We start from the raw sequence: 19937 nt of genomic DNA on the forward strand, positions 1-19937 counted from the left end.
TAGAGTAAGCTTTAGAATCTAGGTTCTCATATTAATTCATTTGTATTGCATTAACCTAGCAAACCTATAAAATAGCTTTCCCTTTTCTTTATTACCCTATTTGCAAAATAACACTTAAATCTTTAAATAAAAAGCAGAGAGTTAATTGCACACCGCCTTTTATACTCCTTTCAGATTCAATAAGCTATGTAAATGCAAAGATTAAAATAATCTATTATATATCTGCTTCATCTCTCAAGAACTAAAATATATCCATATATCAAACAATGAATATAATTCAACACAATGAAAATATTAATTGTTTTTTAAGCATAATCATATTCAATACTTACAACACAGATCTCTTTAGCTTTATTAAAGCAAAAGTCTTATTTTAATATATGCAACACTTAAGCGATATCTATCAGGTTTTAACTTATAGATATGTCTTAAATTTTTTAATACTAACTACAATATATAAGCTAAAAGACACAACTATTTCTTGGTGTTGCAACACTTTTTATCATTACATTATTATTGTATCTACCCATACTTCAACAAGAAACTTTATCATCTCTTTGTAGCAAACTTTAAGATTTTTTAGAGGTTGAAAATATGCTTAATTATTAAGCAAGCGTTAAGATTGCATGAGATCTTTATAAATACTGCTATTTTTACATGATTTTGCAAAGCCTACAAAGTGATTATTGCGAATACTTTCTTTATTGTAACGCAAGGGTTTTTTTGTCTGCAAATCAAGCGTAATGCCACCTGATTCTAATAAAATAATTTCACCTGCTGCGGTATCCCACTCACTTGTTCCATTCATACGCGGATAAATATCCGCAATACCACTTGCTAACGCACAAATTTTTAACGATGATCCTCTCTTTAATACAAGAGCATTATACTTTTGCAAAAATTCCTCTGTTTCCTTTGTGCTATGATGGATAGAATCGCAAGCAATGAGTTGCTTTTGAGTAGAAATAGATTTAAACTCTATATGCCTTTCAAGATTTCTTAAAATCTCCTCCCTCACATAAGAATCGACACCAAACAGGAACTCTAGCCTATCTCCATAAATCTTTTTTGCATACTCTTTTGCCAATAAGATCTTATGTGTTTTAAGCCATTTTATCTGTGCCATTTTTGAATTCTCTACACAGGTAAACTCCCTAAAATCACATACATTATAAGAAAAACTACCAAAGCTTTGCAAACCAATGTAGGCTTCATAAAGACATGGTGCATACACAACGCCAAGTATAACCTCGTTTTTATGCAATAAGGCAATATTGATTGTAAAGTTACCATTACCACTTAAGAAATCCTTTGTACCATCAAGCGGATCAACAAGCCATAAATATTCGAGATCTTTACGCTCATGATAAGCCAAAACAGCTTCTTCAGAGCACACCTTATAGGGACTTATTTTTTGTAATTGCCTAATAATGTAGGCATTAGATTCTAAATCAGCTTGTGTAAGTGGGCTTTTATCTTTCTTTTCTACATGCGTTGTATCACCATGGAATCTCATAATTATCTTTCCCGCTCCAATAGCTATACAAAGAGTTTCATAGAGTAGATTCTCAAATTGCTCTAAATTTACTGATCCCATATTAAACCTTCAATACAAATAATGCCTTATCCTGCATCACTCTCTTCCCTATTTTCTGCAATCTCTAACTCCACCTTGCCATGACTGCAACTTAGAATCTTAACCAATAGACATTGCCCTATTTGCAATTCTTCATTTATAGGGGAACGTAAAATACCATTTCCACCTTGTGGCAAATCTATCAAAAAGCCTGCATCTATTTGTTTACTCACTATACCTTCCAAATATTCCCCTAATTTATAAGGCAAATCCTTTTTCTCTTTTTTCCGCAAAAGTTCAATTATATGGTTTTTTGCATTCTGTATAGAACCTCTATTATTAGCAGTAATGTGCACTACGCTCTCATCTTTATCGATATTAATATTAACTTGAAAACGGGAAATAATGTCGCGTATCGTGCGACCACCCTGCCCTATTATATCTCCTATGTTTGTAGGTGGCACATGAAAGCTCTCTTTTTGTGGTAATAGATCATAATTTGGAACAATATCAACATTACGCATAAGAGACAAAATATGTAAAATCCCTTCTGTTGCTTGATCTAGGCTTTGATTTAAAATAGATTCACTAAGCCCATCAATCTTAATATCAAGCTGCAATGCACTAAAACCTTTTTCATTACCTGCAATCTTAAAATCCATATCACCATCAAAGTCTTCTAATCCCATAATATCGCTTAATATTGCAAACTGCTCTTCGTTTTCATAAATTAGCCCCATTGCTATACCTGCTATCATATCATGTAGTTTTATATCTGCACCAAGCATAGCAAGAGTTGCTCCACATACGCTTGCCATGGAGCTTGAACCATTGGATTGCAAAATCTCTGATACAAGGCGAATTGTATAGGGTATGTTAGGCACACTAGATTCTATTGCTTTTAATGCAAGATTACCATGCCCTAGCTCACGCCTTGAACTTGCACCAATAGGATAGGCTTCACCGACACTAAAAGGTGGAAAATTGTAATGGAATATAATCTTACTTTTACCTTGTGATAAGATTCCCTCTTGTATCTGTGCATCATTTTGACTCCCTAATGTGCACGTAACAAGAGCCTGTGTTTGCCCTCGTGTAAAACATGCACTGCCATGAACTTTTGGCAATAGATTAGATTCTATATCAATATCTCGAATCTCATTTAATGCTCTGCCATCAGCTCTTTTTCCCTCATTTAAGATCAAATTACGCATAATCTCTTTTTTAATAGCAAATATGTGTTTTGCCACATCATCATATCCAAGATTCTGCACTTCCGAAATTTCTTTAATAAGAGATGTAAGCTGTGTGTGTCGCTCCGTCTTTGACATACTAAACAAACATTGTTTTATGGAATCCCCATATTGCAATTGCAACTGATCTTTCAATGATAAATCCAACTTATTCCTGCTTTCATATGCCCTCTTTGGCAAGACAAAAGGTTCAAATTGCTGTGTATAAACTACAGACATATTTTCTATATGCTTCCTTGCCATGCCAATTGCATCTAATAAATCGCTTTTGGGTATAAGGTTAGCATTCTCCACTGCAGAATCCCTAGTTTGTATAGTGGTTTTTAATGCTTGCATTTCTATCATGCTTACACGATCTCCAAGCCCACTCACAAATAAATCAAGCTTAGAATCTGATAACTCATCTAAATCATTACAAAGACTAAAACTTTCATCATGTCGCACAACTCTTATGCCATTTAGAATCTGCTTTTGCGTCAAAGGAATACTTGATAAATAAAGACAAATACTTGCTAAATTCACAACATTTTTACATATATCTATCTTACCATCATAACTCATTACAAGTATTGTAATCTGCACAGGGTAAGGATAGTCTTTTGGAAATAGTGGTCGCAAGCTCCTATCAATTAAACGTGAAATGAGAATCTCATTGTCACTTGGTTTGCCTTCTTTTTTGAGAAAACCTTGTGGTATTTTGCCAATCGCATACATTTTTTCAACATACTGAACACTAAGTGGTAAAAAATCCTCACTGCTTGGATTCTCATAATCTATGCAGATACTACATAATAATACGCTGCCACCAACCTTTTGCATAACAGATCTATCCGCGAGTGTTGCATATTTATCGAGTATATATGTTTCTGTTTGTCCATTTTCAATTTGAATGATTTTCATAATTATCCTTGCAAAAATAAAATAATTATAACAAATGTGTGTGTAGATAAAAATGTTTGAATGTCTATTGTAAAAAAAATAACAAAAAATCAAATTTTCATGCTTAAAAATTACACACAATGCTTATGTTCAAAAGATTTTCTATCTATAACTGAATTTTTCCAATTAATCATCAAATGGTGATATAAGATAGAAATTATTGCTGCGTAAAATCCATGTCTCCAAAGCCAGTAATTCGCAAATGAGCAATAGTTTTCTCATCATTAAATGGATCATCAATACCAACAAATGTTATACGCAACTGCGGTTGATTTGGGCTTCTATTTACACCTTGTGGATCAAGTAGATTAAGCGTAAAGCTATTTAATCTGTAATCCTTGTAAAGTATAAATTGATAAGGGTAGTGATCGTAGCGCATAAGGATTACAAGCCCTTCATTACGATATAAAGTCCAACGCAAGGTGAAGTTTTTTGGCACACCCATAACACTTTGAGAATCTTTTGATGCACTGATTGTTGCATATACAACTTCATCTTTTTTTAAATCAAAATTAAGCTCTATTGTGGGTGCAATACCCTTTGCATAGCAATCCACATATACACACAATATAATCACAAATGAAGCTATAAGACTTTTTTTATACTTACTGCAACTAAGCATCATATGCAATAATATCTCATAGCTCCTGCAATTTTTATTCATTTTCACTTAGAATCTTTGCCATAGATTCAATAGCTAAGCTATTTTTTTTCTCTAAAAATTGCTGCTTAAATTCCGCATCATGATGAATATTATAAAAGAATTCACGCAGATTCACTGGTTTTTCTTCAGCCTCAAATGCCATTTCATAAAGAGCCAACTCCTCTAGCAATCGCTCTATTTCCTTATGAGCAAGAGTGCGACTTGCATTAAATATTACCTCTTTCCATTTATCTATTGGATTGCCCTCAAAGACTTCCATGTTATCAAGTGGATTTTCCCACATTTTTTATCCTTTCTGTTTTTAGATTAAAGTATTTTTACATATTTTTTGTTTTTATGCAAGATTTTCATTGCAATTTTATATTGAGTTTTATATAGGAGTTCGGTATTGGAAATAAAATGACGACACTTCTATATTCACTCGGTTATTCGAGGAGATTTTTTGCAAGAAGTTTATTATAAATATCCCATGTTACTTCCTTTGCTCCGGCATAAAGATGAGAATGATCCCCAAATGCTTCACTAGGCATTGCATAAAGCTTATTTAATGATATGATTCCATATCGTTCCTCTAACGTATCATAAAATTTGTTGTAGTTTTGCAAAAATGTTGGATTTAATTGTTGAAATGAATGTATGTTGATAGGCATTACATACATGGCTACAATAACGCCATGTTGTCTTGCAAGAGCAGCAATTTCATGAAGATAATAGTTTACCAAAGGACTAACAGAAAAGTCTTTAATATCCACTTCGCTAAAATTCCCGTTAGCAGCTTTTGATCGACCATAATAGAAATGCCCGTTCGATTCATCCAACTCTTTAAAGATGTGTTTATTCATCCTGTAACGTTTTAGTGTTATATTGATAGTCACTAATTCTTTGCCAAAGTTTCGTAAATCTAAAAAATACTTATAAACATCCATCTTATTACAACCACCACCTGCATTTTCAAATGGCACACAATCTTTTAATTCCCTAGCTTTTTCTAAGACGCTAAAGATTTCATTAAACTCTAGGAATCCAGTCTTTACACCACCCTGCCAGAAAAAATCTGCAGGACTTATAAGGTAATCTGCTGAATACGACAAGACCACGACCTTTGGAGGTCTACTATTTTTAAGATACCTTTTTAAAGTATAAAATCCGATAATAGGGCTAGAACCACCGACCCCAAGATTAATCGAACTCATTTTTTTAATTTCATTTGGAATAAAACCAGATTTTGCACGGGAATTACCAATTATAACGATATCAGCGTTTTGTGTTTGTTTGGTCTTTTGTTTTTGGTGAATGTATTGTGGGTATTCGATATACATATAAAAAATTTGTCCAAAAAATACAAGGCAATATATACACACAAGATAAATTGGTTGCAAAACAATCATGATAATCACTGCTCTTTTATATTGCATAGGGCTTCCTAAAAATTAAAATAGATGAATTCTGGCAAACTTTCCGCGACGAGCAGATAAAACATTGAGTAAGCAAACATGAGGCTTGCAAAAAAAGCAAATAAAGACAATCTCCTTTTAAAGCTCTCTAACACTTGCATGCTATTCCGACAATATAAGCATATGAAAAAACTTAACGACAAAAAAAGTAATGTTTTATCATGCCCTTGAATATTTTGCAAAACAAACGAGGCCATATACCACTTAGATGGTAACTCTACCCACACAATACCAAACATACCTTTTAGTAAATTTAAGGCACCTTGCACATTCTCAGCACGGAAGAATACCCAAGTAATGTTGATAAAATTAAAGGTAATAAACCAACATGCAATTTTATAAAACTTAGATTCTAGAAAATACATCTTAAATCTTGCATTGGATAAAGTTTCAGGAGAAGATTTTTCTTTCTGTATATCTTTGAGATCAAAAGATTCTAAAATATACATATAAATTCTATGTATAAGCATAGCCAAACCATGCAACGTCCCCCAGATAATAAATCCAAATCCAGCACCATGCCACACTCCACTAATAAATGCTACAATAAAAAGATTTCTTAATGTGAGAATCTTATTTAACATATCATAGATCTTACTTTGTTTATAAGCGTTATTTTGATTGCCACCAAGTGGGATATATAGGTATGCTTTTAAGAATCTTCCAAGCGTTATATGCCATCTTCTCCAGAAATCAGTAATGTTTAATGATTTATATGGTGAATTAAAATTAATTGGTAACTTAATATTAAACATAAGCCCAAGTCCTACCGCCATATCACAATATCCACTAAAATCAAAGTAAAGTTGAAAGGTATAGCTAAGACTTGTAACCCATGACTCAAAAATGTTTAAAAACTGATTGTTTTCCACGACGCTAAATCCAGCATTTGCCCATTTAGCAAAACTATCAGCAATAACGACTTTTTTGAATAAGCCAATAGCAAAGAGAAATAACCCTGTTGCAAGATTCTTATAATTTAAGATTTTATTATGTGTATCTGCAAATTGTGGCATCATTTCCTTATGATGCAAAATAGGACCTGCAATAAGATGTGGAAAAAATGTAACAAAAAGTGCGTAATTGATAGGATTTCTCTCTTTTACTATACCATGATAGCAATCCACCAAAAAAGCAATTTGTGTAATAGTGAAAAAGCTAATACCTAAAGGTAAAGCAATGCGTAATAAATCGATATGACTATGAAAAACAAGATTAATGCTTTCTATGAAAAAATCCATATATTTAAAAAAGCAAAGCAATGAGATATTAAAAACAAGAGCGATATACAGCAGTTTTTTACTGCTAAAAAAGGGTTTTACCCCCCCCCCCCCGTTTTTAACTTTTGAGCCTTAAGCATAAAACCAGATACAATATAATTAAAGCTAATCGAAAAGAGTAATAATGGAAGATAAATGACATTCCAATATGAATAAAAGAACAAACTAGCAAATGTGAGCCACACAATGGAGGCTCGATAAAACCCTTTGTGATTTAATGCAAAATATACCAAAAATACTACAGGCAAAAAGGCAAAAATAAAAATATATGATGAAAAAAGCATTTAAATCCTTGATTGATAACTACATGTATCTAGAAAATATCATGCAAACTTGTTATCAGTTCAAAACACACATAAATTAAAAAACAATAGCAATAAAATAACCCTTACTTGCTCTTTTATTACTTTAATTAACCCAAAAAGTTTAAAACCTCTCTATGTTAGCAAAAAAATGCAGATATCGCAAGGTTACGCAATATTTTGAGAATATATTGCACAATCTTTTTCATATCAGATGAAATATATCATTGCAATGATAATTATCTATAGGTTAAGTTTATTGGTTGTTGCAGCTTGTATATGTATTTTGATATAGAGGTTCTTTAGCTTTAAGCTATTTAAGGAGTGATATATATAATCAAACATAAAAGCAAATCCTTCATCAAGTAGAAGTAGATGATACCTAAATCATAGCTCAATGAGATTCTGTTATAAAACGCATCTAGTATGGAAGTAGTCTAGATTCTAATAGGCTTGTAGCTAAAAAAGTGAGTAGAGAACAGCACAAATCAACTATACATTCACATATAATTATCTTGAAGGGTGTCTTATAATGTTCAGCTAAACTCTATGATATATATGATTCTAGATAAGCAAAATTATAGATTTTTATTGTAAAGTATCATGTGGCAGAATATACAAAGAATATGCTAACTTGCGACAACCAAGAATCTCTAAAACAGCATGTAACGTAGTGTCAAATCAACATCATACAAAAAGATGAGTGATAAGGTGTCTAACTTTTAGATTCTAAGTAACTTTATTAAAGTTTTATTTCCTTTAAAGTTGTAAAATCCCTCCATGTCTTGTGAGTAAGGGGATATCATGCAGCAAGAAAAAGTAATGGGCTATAGAGCGTACGCAATCTTTTATATATGTTTACTATGTTTTGGTGTGCTTGGAAGCTTATATGCAAATAATGGCGAGACCGCCATGGTAAAGCAAAAGGTCGCAAATGTAAATATAGATGACAACTTAGATTCCATCTTTCTTGATAGCAAAAGCATTCAACTTGGAGATAAACCAGCAATGATTGTCTTTGGCAAAGACGATTGTTATCACTGCAGTATTTTAAGTGCGAGCTTGATTGGCAATGATGTGATACAAGGCTATGTTGCTCTAAATTTCTTACCTTACTATATTAACTTAAGTGATAAAAAAAGACATGCCATACCTTATCTGAATCTCTCTGGTTTAAGTTCCCTTGATACAGCAAGGCTATATAAGCTAGAATCCTTACCTTTAATTGTATTTGTCGATACAGATGGCAAAGAGATTATGCGTGTGGCTGGATTCCCAGGAGAGAAAAGGATAATCCATTTATTAGAATTTATCTACAATGATGTTTGGAAAAATTATAAGACACCAAAAGACCGTGTAGCTGGATTCTTAGAATACGAAGAAGATTTAACCAAACAAGATAAATAGCGATGAAGCAGGATAAATGCTTCATTATTAAAAGAATCAATAAAAGGAATATTATGAATAGAATATGTCAAGGGCTATTAAATGTATTGTGTAGTGCGTGTATATGCTGTGCAGTACTTGGTTGTAAGGATGGTGATATATCAATTAGTGATGGAGAACAAAATACAAGCGAGTTAAACGCAAAACTAGAAAATATTGATGTGGCGGAATACAAAGGATTGGAAGATGTTATTAGCAATAATGTGCATATACAATCAGATTCAAAGCCTATTATGCTTATTTTTGGTGTGAATAATTGTAAATATTGTGAGATTCTCAAGCAAGATATGCGTGAAAATAAGAAATTGCATGATTTTATAAAAGATAATTTCGCAACGTATTACATCAATACAAGTTACAGTAAAACACACGAAATAGCCTATATGCAAAAGAGTTTGCAAACTGATGATTTGGCAAGATATTATGGTGTGGTTAAAACGCCGCTTATTGTATGGTTAGAGAGTGATGGGACAAAGATTATGCAATTAGATGGATATAATGGCAACTATTTTAGTGCTATGTTACTATTTGTAAAAAATAAAGGTTATGGCGATGAAAAAAATAGCGAAAAGCGTACGGCTATGTTTATAGAGCAATATACACAAGGTAAGTTAAACTTTTAATCGTTATTTCTACAATGAAATGTGGGTGGGAGATATTATGACAAAACTTTCTATAATGTTTAAGGCACTTTTGAATAATCTTTTTGCATCTATGCCTCTTAGTATTTTTCTTATGGCTCTTTATGCTGCTTCAATTGGGTGGGCTACTTTTGTAGAAAAGGAGTATGGCTCTATCGTTGCATATGATGTAATTTATGCATCATGGTGGTTTGAAATATTAAATTTATGGCTTGCTTTAAGTTTATTTGGTTGTATGTTAAAAAGTATAAAATATTATGGCTTTAAAGTCAGTGTACATACTTTTCATTTTGCATTGATTGTAATTATTATTGGGGCAGGTATTACACGTTACTATGGTTTTGAGGGGAACATGGTATTAGAAGATGGTGAAAGTAGCAGTTTTATTGAATCTAGAGATCATTTCTTAAATGTGCTTGTTAGTAATGATATCGGAGAAAATGGGACACAAAACGATATTTTACCACTTGATAGTTTTAAAAAGGGGTATAAGATTTCCTTAAGTCCATATGTAAGATTCTCAAAATTTAACTTGGACACAAAAGAAGCTTTTGATAAACCTCTAAGTATTAAATCACTTTCTATTATTAACTACTCCTTAAACTCCCTTTTTGAGCAAGCGCAAAATGAGAACAGAGCAATAAAACCTCAAGAATTTGAAGTGAAGAAACGAGAGAATCATTATGTAGCACAATTTGAAGTGACTTATGATAGTATAACACACACCATGCTTGTATCCAATCGCGGTGAGAGGGCAATAGCACGTTTTGGTAATCGCTTTATTACATTGTCTTGGGGACCAAAGTTTATACAACTTCCATTTGAATTAAAGCTTGATAAATTTGAAGTGCTAAATTATCCAGGCTCACAGATGCCATCAAGCTTTGCTTCTTATGTGCGTGTGATTGATGGAGAACGCGATGAATATCCATTTAAGATATTTATGAACAATGTGCTTGACTATAAAGGATATAGATTCTTCCAAAGTGAATATCGCGTGAAGCGTGATGAGGAGGGTAATGAATTGCATGATGAGAGAGGAAACCCACTTTATGCAGCTACTATTTTGTCAGTTAATAACGATCCTGGAAAAATTCCAACATACATAGGGTATACACTTTTGGTGCTTGGTGCATTATGGCTTTTATTTGATAGTGATTCTCGCTTTAGAAAATTAAGCAATTATATCAAATCACAAAAGATATTAAGCATTGCTCTATTTTTCTTTGGATTAGCTGTGTTTCATGCAAATACACCGCTGTATGCTGATACTGGTATGGAATCTGATGCTAAAGAGTTTGCTCACGAATTACCTCAAGAAACATCGCTCGATGATAATAACGAAAAAAACACACACATGGATATGCAGTTAAGAGAAAAATACATACAAGCCAACAAGACGTTGATGGCACATATGGAGACAAATAAAGAAAGTGCTGACAAGATAGCTCCGCTTTTTACCGATATGAGTGACGAAGCTATAAGAAATAGGTTGGAAGGGCTAAAAAAGATGCCCTATAAGACATTAAAGCGTTTTGCCAAAATACAAATCCAGGGTGTTGATGGTCGCATTAAATTGCTTGATACCTATAGTGATGAGATTATGCGTAAAATTACAGGTAAAAAAGAGTTTAAAGGTTTAGAACATAATCAATTTCTATTGGGTCTTATGGTTATGCCAGAGACTATGACAAAGTTAAGATTAATCAAAGTAACGAATAAAGAGATACTTGATATTTTAGGTGTTAGAGAAAACTATGTGTCTTTTGAAGATCTGTTTCATAAAAATGGACTAGAAGATGTATATGCCGCTAGCATGTTTCCTGATGCAGATAGATTGGAGAAATTTCAAAAGGCATACAAGCTTTATCATTTCGTAAATACCGCATTGAAAAAAAGAGATTCAGAACGTAATGAGTTTGATAAACAAATCTTAAGACTGCATGAAAAGATGGATATACTTCTACCATTTTCAATATGGCATTATCTACGCATGATTCCATCACACGATCACTCCTGGATACCATTTGGTAATCCAAATTTACTCAATATAGCACAAATAGAGCAAAATGAGTTTAAGGATAGGTTAGAACTCACTTTGCTGATTTATTTTTTAGAGGATTTTTGTTTGCAAGCACGTGTAGGTATTGCCTTAAATGAGTGGGATAAATTAGATGAGGCATTGCTTTTTTACAATTCTTATCAAGCCCTTGTTGGTGGTAGCTTATATCTTAATCCTACACTTGTAGAATCTGAATTATTCCTAAATAAAACAGATATTTTTCCAGTGTCGCAGTATTTTTATCTAGTGCTTGGTATGTTGTTATTTTTTATAGCTTTTATTGCGATTTTGAGCAATAAGCAGATTCCAAAATGGCTTGGAAAGAGCTGTTATATTATACTTTTTTGTGTGTTTGTGGCACATACTCTAGGACTTATTTTGCGTTGGTATGTCGGTGGACACGCACCATGGAGTAATGCCTATGAATCTATGCTTTATATTGCATGGGCTAGTGCATTATCAGGTGTTATTATTTTGCGTAAATCTTATTTTGCTATGTGTGGAGCTAGTTTTTTAGCAGGTATGGCTTTAACGGTAGCACATTGGGGCTTTATGGATCCACAAATTGGTAATTTACATCCAGTTCTTCAATCATATTGGCTTAATATCCATGTTGCAGTAATTGTTGCGAGCTATGGATTTTTGGGACTTTCTTTTATGCTTGGTATTACAAATCTCATACTTTTTATTTTTCGTAATCAACAAAAAAGACCTCAAGTTGATTCCACAATTCTTGTGCTTAGTGCCATTAGCGAGATGAGTATGATCATTGGGATTTTAATGCTTATTGTTGGTACATTCCTAGGTGGTGTGTGGGCAAATGAATCTTGGGGCAGATACTGGGGATGGGATTCTAAAGAAACTTGGTCTCTTGTGTCTGTTGGCGTATATGCGTGTGTTCTACATGTAAGATTACTCAAACCATTGTATCTGCCTTATATTTACAATGTGCTTGCAGTACTTGCCTTTTCTAGTATCTTAATGACATATTTTGGTGTGAATTTCTATCTTGGCACGGGTATGCATGCATATGCTCGAGGTGAGGGCAATAGTGTAAATGTATCTATTTATGTTTCATTACTATTAGTCTTTGCCCTGGTTGCTTTGGCTTTCATGAAGCGTAAGCTGCTCCATACAAAAGACACGTATTAGAGAGGATATAAATATGGCTTTAGAAATTCTGGGGATAGCTTCTGATATCGCAGGAGGAAAGCTTGGTTCAGCAAAGGGTGTTGCCTTGCTGTGTGAGTATATGAGAGTAAAAAATCTTGCTGTGTTGCAAGATAGAAATTATCTTTTTTTAGATAGTGATAAAATCCCATTGGCAGACAAAAATGATTGTGCAAAGCATATTGCTTTGCTTTATGATTTTTTTAAAGACAATGTAGCACAGAGAGCTCAAGCAATCATTTATGAGAATAAGTTTCCATTTATCATTAGCGGGGATCATTCAAGTGCGTTGGCAGTAGTACAGGGTATTCAAAATGCATTACCAAATGATACGATAGGGGTAATATGGATTGATGCACATGCAGATATTCATACACCTCTAAGCACCTTTAGTGGTAATTTACATGGTATGCCTTTAGCCGCACTTATAGGACATAAAGCAGCAAATAAAAACAAGATTGCACAATCACAATTAGAATCTTGGGAAAAACTAATGAACATTTCAAAGGTTTCTATAAAACCACAAAATGTTGTTTATTGTGGTATTCGTAGCCTTGAAAAGGCTGAACAAGATGTTATAGATTCCCATAATATGTGTGTATTAGATATAGAATCTTTACAAAACAACAGAGCATATTGCTTAGAGCAAATGAAGACATGTTTATCTCAAAGCACGAAAATTTATGTGAGTGTAGATATAGATGTGCTTGATTGCAATGAATTTCAAAGTACTGGTTGCAATGAACCAAATGGGCTTTATATGAGAGAGCTCACATCGCTCATTAAAGATATCACAGAAACATTTCAGCATAAAATTGTTGCGTTTGAGCTTAGTGAATTTAACCCAACATTAGGCACTACAAAAGAGCAAGATAAGGCAATGCTATTTAATTTTTTACATGAAGTTACAAATTTTTTAACAAGCAATGTTGTATCACATTGATAACATATTGTCAGCATGCTGTGGCTTTTTTAAGTTTTGCTTCACACCTCTATTCAATCCATGACATCTTAATGCAGATAGAAAGAATAAATAATATAAGATTATTTATATTCGCCACCATGCTTAAATTCCACTTTAATTCTCATTTCTCTAAATCACGCTTTGTTTAATCAATTTCATATATACTCTTATTCTGCAAAATCTGCACTTATCTTTGCATGATGAAGTGTGTCTAGTGTGTTACACTTTGTTCTCTACAAGGTTAAATCAAGATATTAAAGATGACCTTAAAAAATACAATCTAATTATTTTAACTATAAAAACAACAGTGTGTTGTATAAAACATAGCAAAATCTTTACCTATATGGAATTGAGCTATGTTAAAATCTATTAAGTATAGTTAAATCAAGAGTTTTTAAATATTATTTGATATAAGATATCATAAGAACAGATATTGAAAACATATTTTTCGTGTTAGAATTATAAAAAAAATAAAGGTGTTGATATGTCATTTTTTAAACAAGCCTGCATAGAGTTTGAAACTTATTTACATAACAATAAACCAATCATATCAAGCTTTCATCCATACTTTGAAAAGGCATTTTGGGAAATGGTATTAAATGGAGGTAAAAGATTTCGTCCTAACTTATTGCTTAGTGTTGTATGTGCGAAAGCAAAGGAGCAAGTAAGAAATGCTTTTGATGTGTGCCTTAGTATTGAATGCTTGCATACCTACTCCCTCATACATGATGATTTACCTGCTATGGATAATGCAGCTTTGCGACGAAACCACCAAACATTGCATTGCAAATATGATGAAGCGAGTGCTATCCTTGTGGGTGATGCATTAAATACTTATAGCTTTTATTTACTTGCAAATTCACATTTTGCTCCAAGCACTATTGTAGAGCTTATTTCGTGTTTGAGTGAAAATGGTGGCATTGGTGGCATGGTGCTGGGTCAAGCCCTTGATTGTCATTTTGAAAACACAACATTAGCGCTTGATAAATTACAATTTATACACACGCATAAAACTGCAAAACTCATTGCAACGAGCCTAAAAATGGGAGCAATTATTGCAAATTTATCACTTGATATGCAGAAATTTCTCTATAATTTTGGACTGACTTTAGGGCTTTATTTTCAAATCCGAGATGATATTATCGATTCCATACAGGATGAAAGCATATCTGGAAAAACTGCAAATAATGATGCAAATAAAAATAGTTATGTAAATCTCATGGGTCTTGATGGAGCAAAAGGTGCTCTAAAAGAATATGCAGAATTATTGCAAAAAGATTTAGAACAATTGCAAACAACAGGGTATAATAAACTATATGAGTACCTAAATGAACTTTTGGAATTATATCTGAAACCACTTGAGTGATGTTGGATTGAATATAAAGAGAGATTATGAAGCATACAAAACAAATTGAGGAAAATATCGCAAAAATTAATGCACTTACAATCAGTGCTTATCAAAAAGAAGTGATCCGTAGTGCTTATTATAACCACTTAAACAACATTCCATTACCAAACCATGCTTTGCCACTATTGAAACAACATGGCATTACATTTTATAATGGCAACATGCGTATTAGCAATATGAATAGAGAAGAACGCAAAAAACTCTATAAAAGGCGAGAAAGTACAACGATAAATATTAATACAAGTAGTGCTTATCAGAAAAGCTTTTTACAAACTAGTAGAGCACATCCAAATGTCTTGGAAAAAATGTTAATTGATGCAGAAGCAATTTGTGTTGAAATAAAAAAGCTTATAGATGATTGCACAAGACTCACTCACGAGTGTTTTACTAGAGGCGAACGTTCATATAGCATGATGATTAATATTATTGAAACGCTTAATACACATATGCAAACAAGCATGCAAGCATTGAATAACTTTGTGCAGCCATTTTTGGAGCTCTTTGTAGGGTTACAACCACAGGCTCAAAAGGAAATTTTAGAAAAAAGTAATGGATTTATGACAAAAATAAGACAAGCAAAAGATACAAGTGCTTCACTGTGTATTAAACTATCTACAATAAAAGCCCATAACGACATGCCAAAAGAGCAAGATTTTATACAATATTTAGAAAACACTATAAATAAATTTGATAGTTACGTAAAATAGATAATTATATAAATGTTTAAGAGAGAATGGTGATCTTATTTTAAGTCCAAGTCAGGCATAAAATCCTTATATATGTAGAATTTGTGCCATATTGGGATTTGACTCTTAAGACATCTTCTACATTTTTAATTCTTCACATTCATGAGACTCTCTGACAAACATCTCACCTTAAGATTCTTGCCTTTTGAAACCCATTGATTAATATTCATTTTGACATTACACAACCATGCACCCACCCTATCTCCTCATAATATACCGATGATAGAGCGACTTCAAAACGTTGCTGGTATGCTTGAAGCAAGATTTACTACAAAAACGCTGTATTGTTAAATATTATATGAGTCGTTATTTATCTTTTATCTGCTGTTGTATCTTATCTATAATTTTTGTTGTGCTTTTATTATCAATAAAATCAATGAGTTGCAATGAGTTTGCATATTCTGCACCAACTACAACCTTATCCTTATAATCTGCACCCTTTACTAATACATGTGGTCTAATTTGCATAATAAGATTCTTTGGCGTATCTTCATCAAAAATAATCACATAGCTCACACATGCAAGACTTGCCAAGATAAATGCCCTATCCTCTTGTGTGTTAATAGGTCTATCTTTGCCCTTCAAACGCCTTATAGAATCATCACTATTTAAGCCAACAATCAACACATCACCAAGCTTTCTAGCCTTTTCCAAATAACTCACATGTCCATAATGCAAAATATCAAAGCAACCATTTGTAAAGACTACCTTTTTATCGCCAATATTCTCTTTTATTTCTGAAAAATTTGTAATAATTTTTGCTCTAGCATCTCGCACAATTCTTTTTGGCGCCAAATAATCTCGTATTTCTTGAAGAGTAGCAGTTGCAGAACCTATCTTTCCAATAACAACAGCAGCAGCAGCATTTGCAAATTTTGTAGCTTCTTCTATGCTTTCACCTTTTGCAAGTTGCAATGCAAGAGCAGCAATGACGGTATCACCAGCACCACTTACATCATAAACCTCTTTTGCGATTGTGGGTTTTTTATATAAATTTGAATTACCATCAAGATAGGCTATGCCCTCTTCGCTGAGAGTAATTAACGGATATGTGAGGTTGCAGGTTTGACGCATCTTTAGCAATGCTTCAAGCAACGTTTTATCATCATGAATATGTATATGTGTTGCCTCCATTGCTTCCTTTTTATTTGGAGTTAGCAGTGTAGCATATTTATATTTTGTATAGTCGCTGCCCTTAGGATCACATAATACAGGAATATCAAAGTTATTTGCAAGTTTAATTAACTTTTGTGTGAAATCAGGACTTAGCACACCCTTTAAATAATCACTTAAGATCATACAATGATATGTTGCAATGTTTATCTGTATATCATTTAACATTGTTTCATAAATTTGAGGTTCTAAAGGCAAACTACTTTCTTTATCAAGCCTTAACATCTGATGTTTTGCGGCCATTATACGCATCTTTGTTGTGGTAGGACGATTTGACTTATAACAATGAGAATCTATTCCCTTACTAACAAGAAAATCATGCAACACCTCTCCCTCTGCATCATCACCCACAACACCATAAATAGATACAAAGGCTTCCATGGCTATCAAATTATTAGCTACATTACATGCCCCACCAAGGCTAAAACTCTCCTCTTCGATTTTTACAACTGGCACGGGTGCCTCAGGTGAGAGACGATTTGCACTCCCCCATATATATTTATCAAGCATTAAATCCCCAACAACAAGGACTTTTATTTGTTCTACTGCCATGTCTTTTTTCCTTCTTTTATCTCCTTGAAAACAGATTCTATATGCGGAACATAATCTTTTACTCCTGCTTCAAGTGTATATTGCGGTATATAATTTGGTAAAAAATCAGCCTTATTTGCAAGAGTGTGATTTTGAAAAAATGGATATGGATTTTTAATGTATTGCACTTCAAAATTTACTTTCAAATTCTCCTTCAAAATAGCAATAATATCATTATAGCTACGTGACACTCCGCTTCCAACATTATAAACTGCACCACGCTCTAGCCATGTTTGCATAATGCTTTGTGATTTGGTTGCAAAGTCATGTCCAAACATTTTTTGCAATGCGATCTCTTCTGCTTGTGGCTCTTGTTGCATATTTACATCATTGAAAGTCTTATGGATTCTATACCATTCTTGTGTCTGCTTACTTCTATCTCTTAAACCATAAGTTAGCATGAGGAGCTCCATAGCCCTTATATTAGCCTGCACAACATCATGAACATACACAAAATCTCTTTGTTGCTCACCAAACTCAAATAGCCTCACCACTCTATCACGTAAAGCTTGTAAAGAAAGCTGTAGAATCATAGAAGAAGTCTTATGTTTATAAAACTCATATCTACCATATACATTGAAGTAACGCAAACCTATAAGTCCTATGCCTTTTTCTTGTAATGTTTTTTGCAGCCTCTTGTTTTCCTGATCCATGCAGAGCTTTGAAAAACCATAAATATTTTCTGGAATCTCATTTATACCAACACTATTTGGAATTTCAGTATTACCATAAACTGCTGCTGAACTTGCATATATAATATGTGCTTCATGTTTGAGTGCAAGTTTTATAAGTGCCTTAAACGCATTAAAATTTACCTGCATAACATGACGCATATCCATACAGGTGGTATCTGAGACTGCAGCTTCATGTAAGATATAATCTATTTTGCCATAATTTTTTTGCAATGCCCTCATCTCTTTATCATTTGCAATATCAAGAGATAACACCTCGACATTTGGATAAAGCACAAGATTTTTGAAATGCCCTAATGTTGTAGGATTTCCATTAGGAAATGTAAGGGAATCTCTAAAATAATCAAGAGCTAGAATCCTGCAGTCTCTATGATGTAGAGCAAAATATTCTACAAGGTTACTACCTATAAAACCTGCCGCTCCTGTGACTAAGATTGTCTTAGCAGAAAGATTAAGAGTATCTATTTTCTGTATATTTTGCGATTGTTGTGTAATTGCGCTTTGCATGATTCTGCCTCATAATTCTATAAAGTTGTTATGATTCTATCATGTTTTTGTGAGTTTATATTATTACTCATATGGCTAAATCTCTTATGTCATTTTAGACTGCTGGTGTTACATAAAGAGGTGTGCAAGACTCTAAAAAGTCATTATGTATGAGTCGATATGGTAAAAGTAATCCTAAAGTATCTGTAGTGTTTGTTATATGCATACTACTTGGGGCAATATAAATATAATCTTTTGCATTAGAATCTGTGATAATTGGATGTGTAGAATCTGTCCTTGTTGTATCAAGATAAAACGACATGTTTGCAAATGCTTTTATCTCGTTTGTTTGGCTAAAATAGAAACTATTTGTAGCATATATACAAACATTACTGCTTAATGAAAGAGTATGTAAAAATATATGTGTGAGTTTTATAGCACTCAAACTCCCAACTCCACGAGAATAATAAATTGAATCTAATGGCATAAATTGCGAGAGTAGATACAAGGCTTTAGCTAGATTGCATTCTAGTTCTATAAAATTTATTTGTGTTATACAATCCATTGCATCATTCATATAAATTTTATTTTGTATAGACAAACTTTCTTTTACATGTTGCATATGGCAAGTTTTCATATGTTCTTGTAATAATAAATCTGCTTTAGAATCTATTGATCTGTTTAATCCCAGATTCTTTTGATTGACTTCTGTAATCTTAGAATCTACATCTGATTGCATAATATCTTGTTTTGAGACTGATGAATAGTTGATATCAAGCTTTTTTAGAATATATTGTAATTCTTTACTCTCTTCTAAAAAATTTATATCAATCAAACATTCACATAAACGACATTGAGATAACACCTCTGGCGTAAGCAGAGATTCTAATTGCTCATGTATATTTACCCCATCTCTATTATGTGCCACAAAAAGTAATGGCAAAACATCACTTGTTTTACCATCTACACGTAGAATAAAAATAAGTTTGGGGGCTTTCTTGTCCATTGCTTCATAATAGATACCAAGTATAGTTGGACTCCCTATACTTAATAATATGGCTTTATACATAAAAATCCTTATGATTTATAA

Annotated in this window: 14 protein-coding genes and 1 pseudogene; 6 read left to right on the plus strand and 9 right to left on the minus strand. The window is 32.9% G+C overall.

Features of this window, described 5'->3' with window-relative positions; all coding sequences use genetic code 11:
• Nucleotides 1–616 precede the first annotated feature (616 nt).
• From LS81_RS06410 to LS81_RS06435, 6 genes and pseudogenes are all read right to left on the minus strand, one after another.
• Nucleotides 617–1597, minus strand: a complete 981-nt coding sequence (locus LS81_RS06410; protein WP_034345402.1) for a 3'(2'),5'-bisphosphate nucleotidase CysQ family protein — start codon at nucleotides 1595–1597, stop codon at nucleotides 617–619.
• Between the two features lie 26 nt (nucleotides 1598–1623).
• Nucleotides 1624–3729, minus strand: a complete 2106-nt coding sequence (locus tag LS81_RS06415) for a polyribonucleotide nucleotidyltransferase (RefSeq protein ID WP_034345399.1) — start codon at nucleotides 3727–3729, stop codon at nucleotides 1624–1626.
• 196 nt (nucleotides 3730–3925) lie between these two features.
• Nucleotides 3926–4432 (minus strand): hypothetical protein, encoded by a 507-nt coding sequence (locus LS81_RS06420; protein WP_034347048.1) that lies wholly within the window; start codon nucleotides 4430–4432, stop codon nucleotides 3926–3928.
• Nucleotides 4425–4715, minus strand: coding sequence for a DUF2018 family protein (locus tag LS81_RS06425; RefSeq protein WP_034345396.1), 291 nt, complete (start codon nucleotides 4713–4715; stop codon nucleotides 4425–4427). Before LS81_RS06425 ends, LS81_RS06420 begins: the two co-directional genes overlap by 8 nt.
• 142 nt (nucleotides 4716–4857) lie before the next feature.
• Nucleotides 4858–5847 carry a hypothetical protein gene (locus LS81_RS06430; protein WP_034345394.1) on the minus strand — a complete coding sequence of 330 codons (990 nt, stop codon included), beginning with the start codon at nucleotides 5845–5847 and terminating at the stop codon, nucleotides 4858–4860.
• A gap of 8 nt (nucleotides 5848–5855) precedes the next feature.
• Nucleotides 5856–7450, minus strand: a pseudogene (locus LS81_RS06435) (MBOAT family O-acyltransferase).
• A gap of 822 nt (nucleotides 7451–8272) precedes the next feature.
• On the opposite strand from LS81_RS06435, the gene LS81_RS06440 reads away from it, so the two are divergent.
• The 6 genes from LS81_RS06440 to LS81_RS06465 all read left to right on the plus strand — a co-directional run bounded on the left by LS81_RS06440 (nucleotide 8273) and on the right by LS81_RS06465 (nucleotide 15866).
• On the plus strand, nucleotides 8273–8875 hold the full coding sequence (locus LS81_RS06440) for a thioredoxin fold domain-containing protein (protein WP_233715838.1): 603 nt from the start codon (nucleotides 8273–8275) through the stop codon (nucleotides 8873–8875).
• Between the two features lie 53 nt (nucleotides 8876–8928).
• On the plus strand, nucleotides 8929–9537 hold the full coding sequence (locus LS81_RS06445; RefSeq protein WP_034346455.1) for a thioredoxin fold domain-containing protein: 609 nt from the start codon (nucleotides 8929–8931) through the stop codon (nucleotides 9535–9537).
• Nucleotides 9538–9574: 37 nt separating this feature from the next.
• A complete protein-coding gene (ccsA, locus tag LS81_RS06450; protein WP_104696426.1) occupies nucleotides 9575–12769 on the plus strand; it encodes a cytochrome c biogenesis protein CcsA in 3195 nt (1064 codons plus the stop codon).
• A gap of 13 nt (nucleotides 12770–12782) precedes the next feature.
• The gene (locus LS81_RS06455) at nucleotides 12783–13730 is read left to right on the plus strand and encodes an arginase family protein (protein ID WP_034346453.1); all 948 of its coding nucleotides are present in this window, start codon (nucleotides 12783–12785) and stop codon (nucleotides 13728–13730) included.
• Nucleotides 13731–14235: 505 nt separating this feature from the next.
• Nucleotides 14236–15117 carry a polyprenyl synthetase family protein gene (locus tag LS81_RS06460; protein ID WP_034346452.1) on the plus strand — a complete coding sequence of 294 codons (882 nt, stop codon included), beginning with the start codon at nucleotides 14236–14238 and terminating at the stop codon, nucleotides 15115–15117.
• Nucleotides 15118–15143: 26 nt separating this feature from the next.
• Nucleotides 15144–15866, plus strand: coding sequence for a hypothetical protein (locus LS81_RS06465; protein WP_034346451.1), 723 nt, complete (start codon nucleotides 15144–15146; stop codon nucleotides 15864–15866).
• A gap of 345 nt (nucleotides 15867–16211) precedes the next feature.
• On the opposite strand, the gene rfaE1 is transcribed toward LS81_RS06465, so the two are convergent.
• The 3 genes from rfaE1 to LS81_RS06480 form a co-directional block, all read right to left on the minus strand.
• Nucleotides 16212–17630, minus strand: coding sequence for a D-glycero-beta-D-manno-heptose-7-phosphate kinase (gene rfaE1 / locus LS81_RS06470; RefSeq protein ID WP_034346449.1), 1419 nt, complete (start codon nucleotides 17628–17630; stop codon nucleotides 16212–16214).
• Nucleotides 17621–18868 carry an NAD-dependent epimerase/dehydratase family protein gene (locus LS81_RS06475; protein ID WP_052096542.1) on the minus strand — a complete coding sequence of 416 codons (1248 nt, stop codon included), beginning with the start codon at nucleotides 18866–18868 and terminating at the stop codon, nucleotides 17621–17623. The genes rfaE1 and LS81_RS06475 overlap by 10 nt, the downstream gene beginning before the upstream one ends.
• A gap of 94 nt (nucleotides 18869–18962) precedes the next feature.
• A complete protein-coding gene (locus LS81_RS06480; RefSeq protein ID WP_034346447.1) occupies nucleotides 18963–19916 on the minus strand; it encodes a hypothetical protein in 954 nt (317 codons plus the stop codon).
• Nucleotides 19917–19937 lie beyond the last annotated feature (21 nt).

It is taken from the genome of Helicobacter trogontum (assembly GCF_000765905.2).
GTDB lineage: Bacteria > Campylobacterota > Campylobacteria > Campylobacterales > Helicobacteraceae > Helicobacter_A > Helicobacter_A trogontum.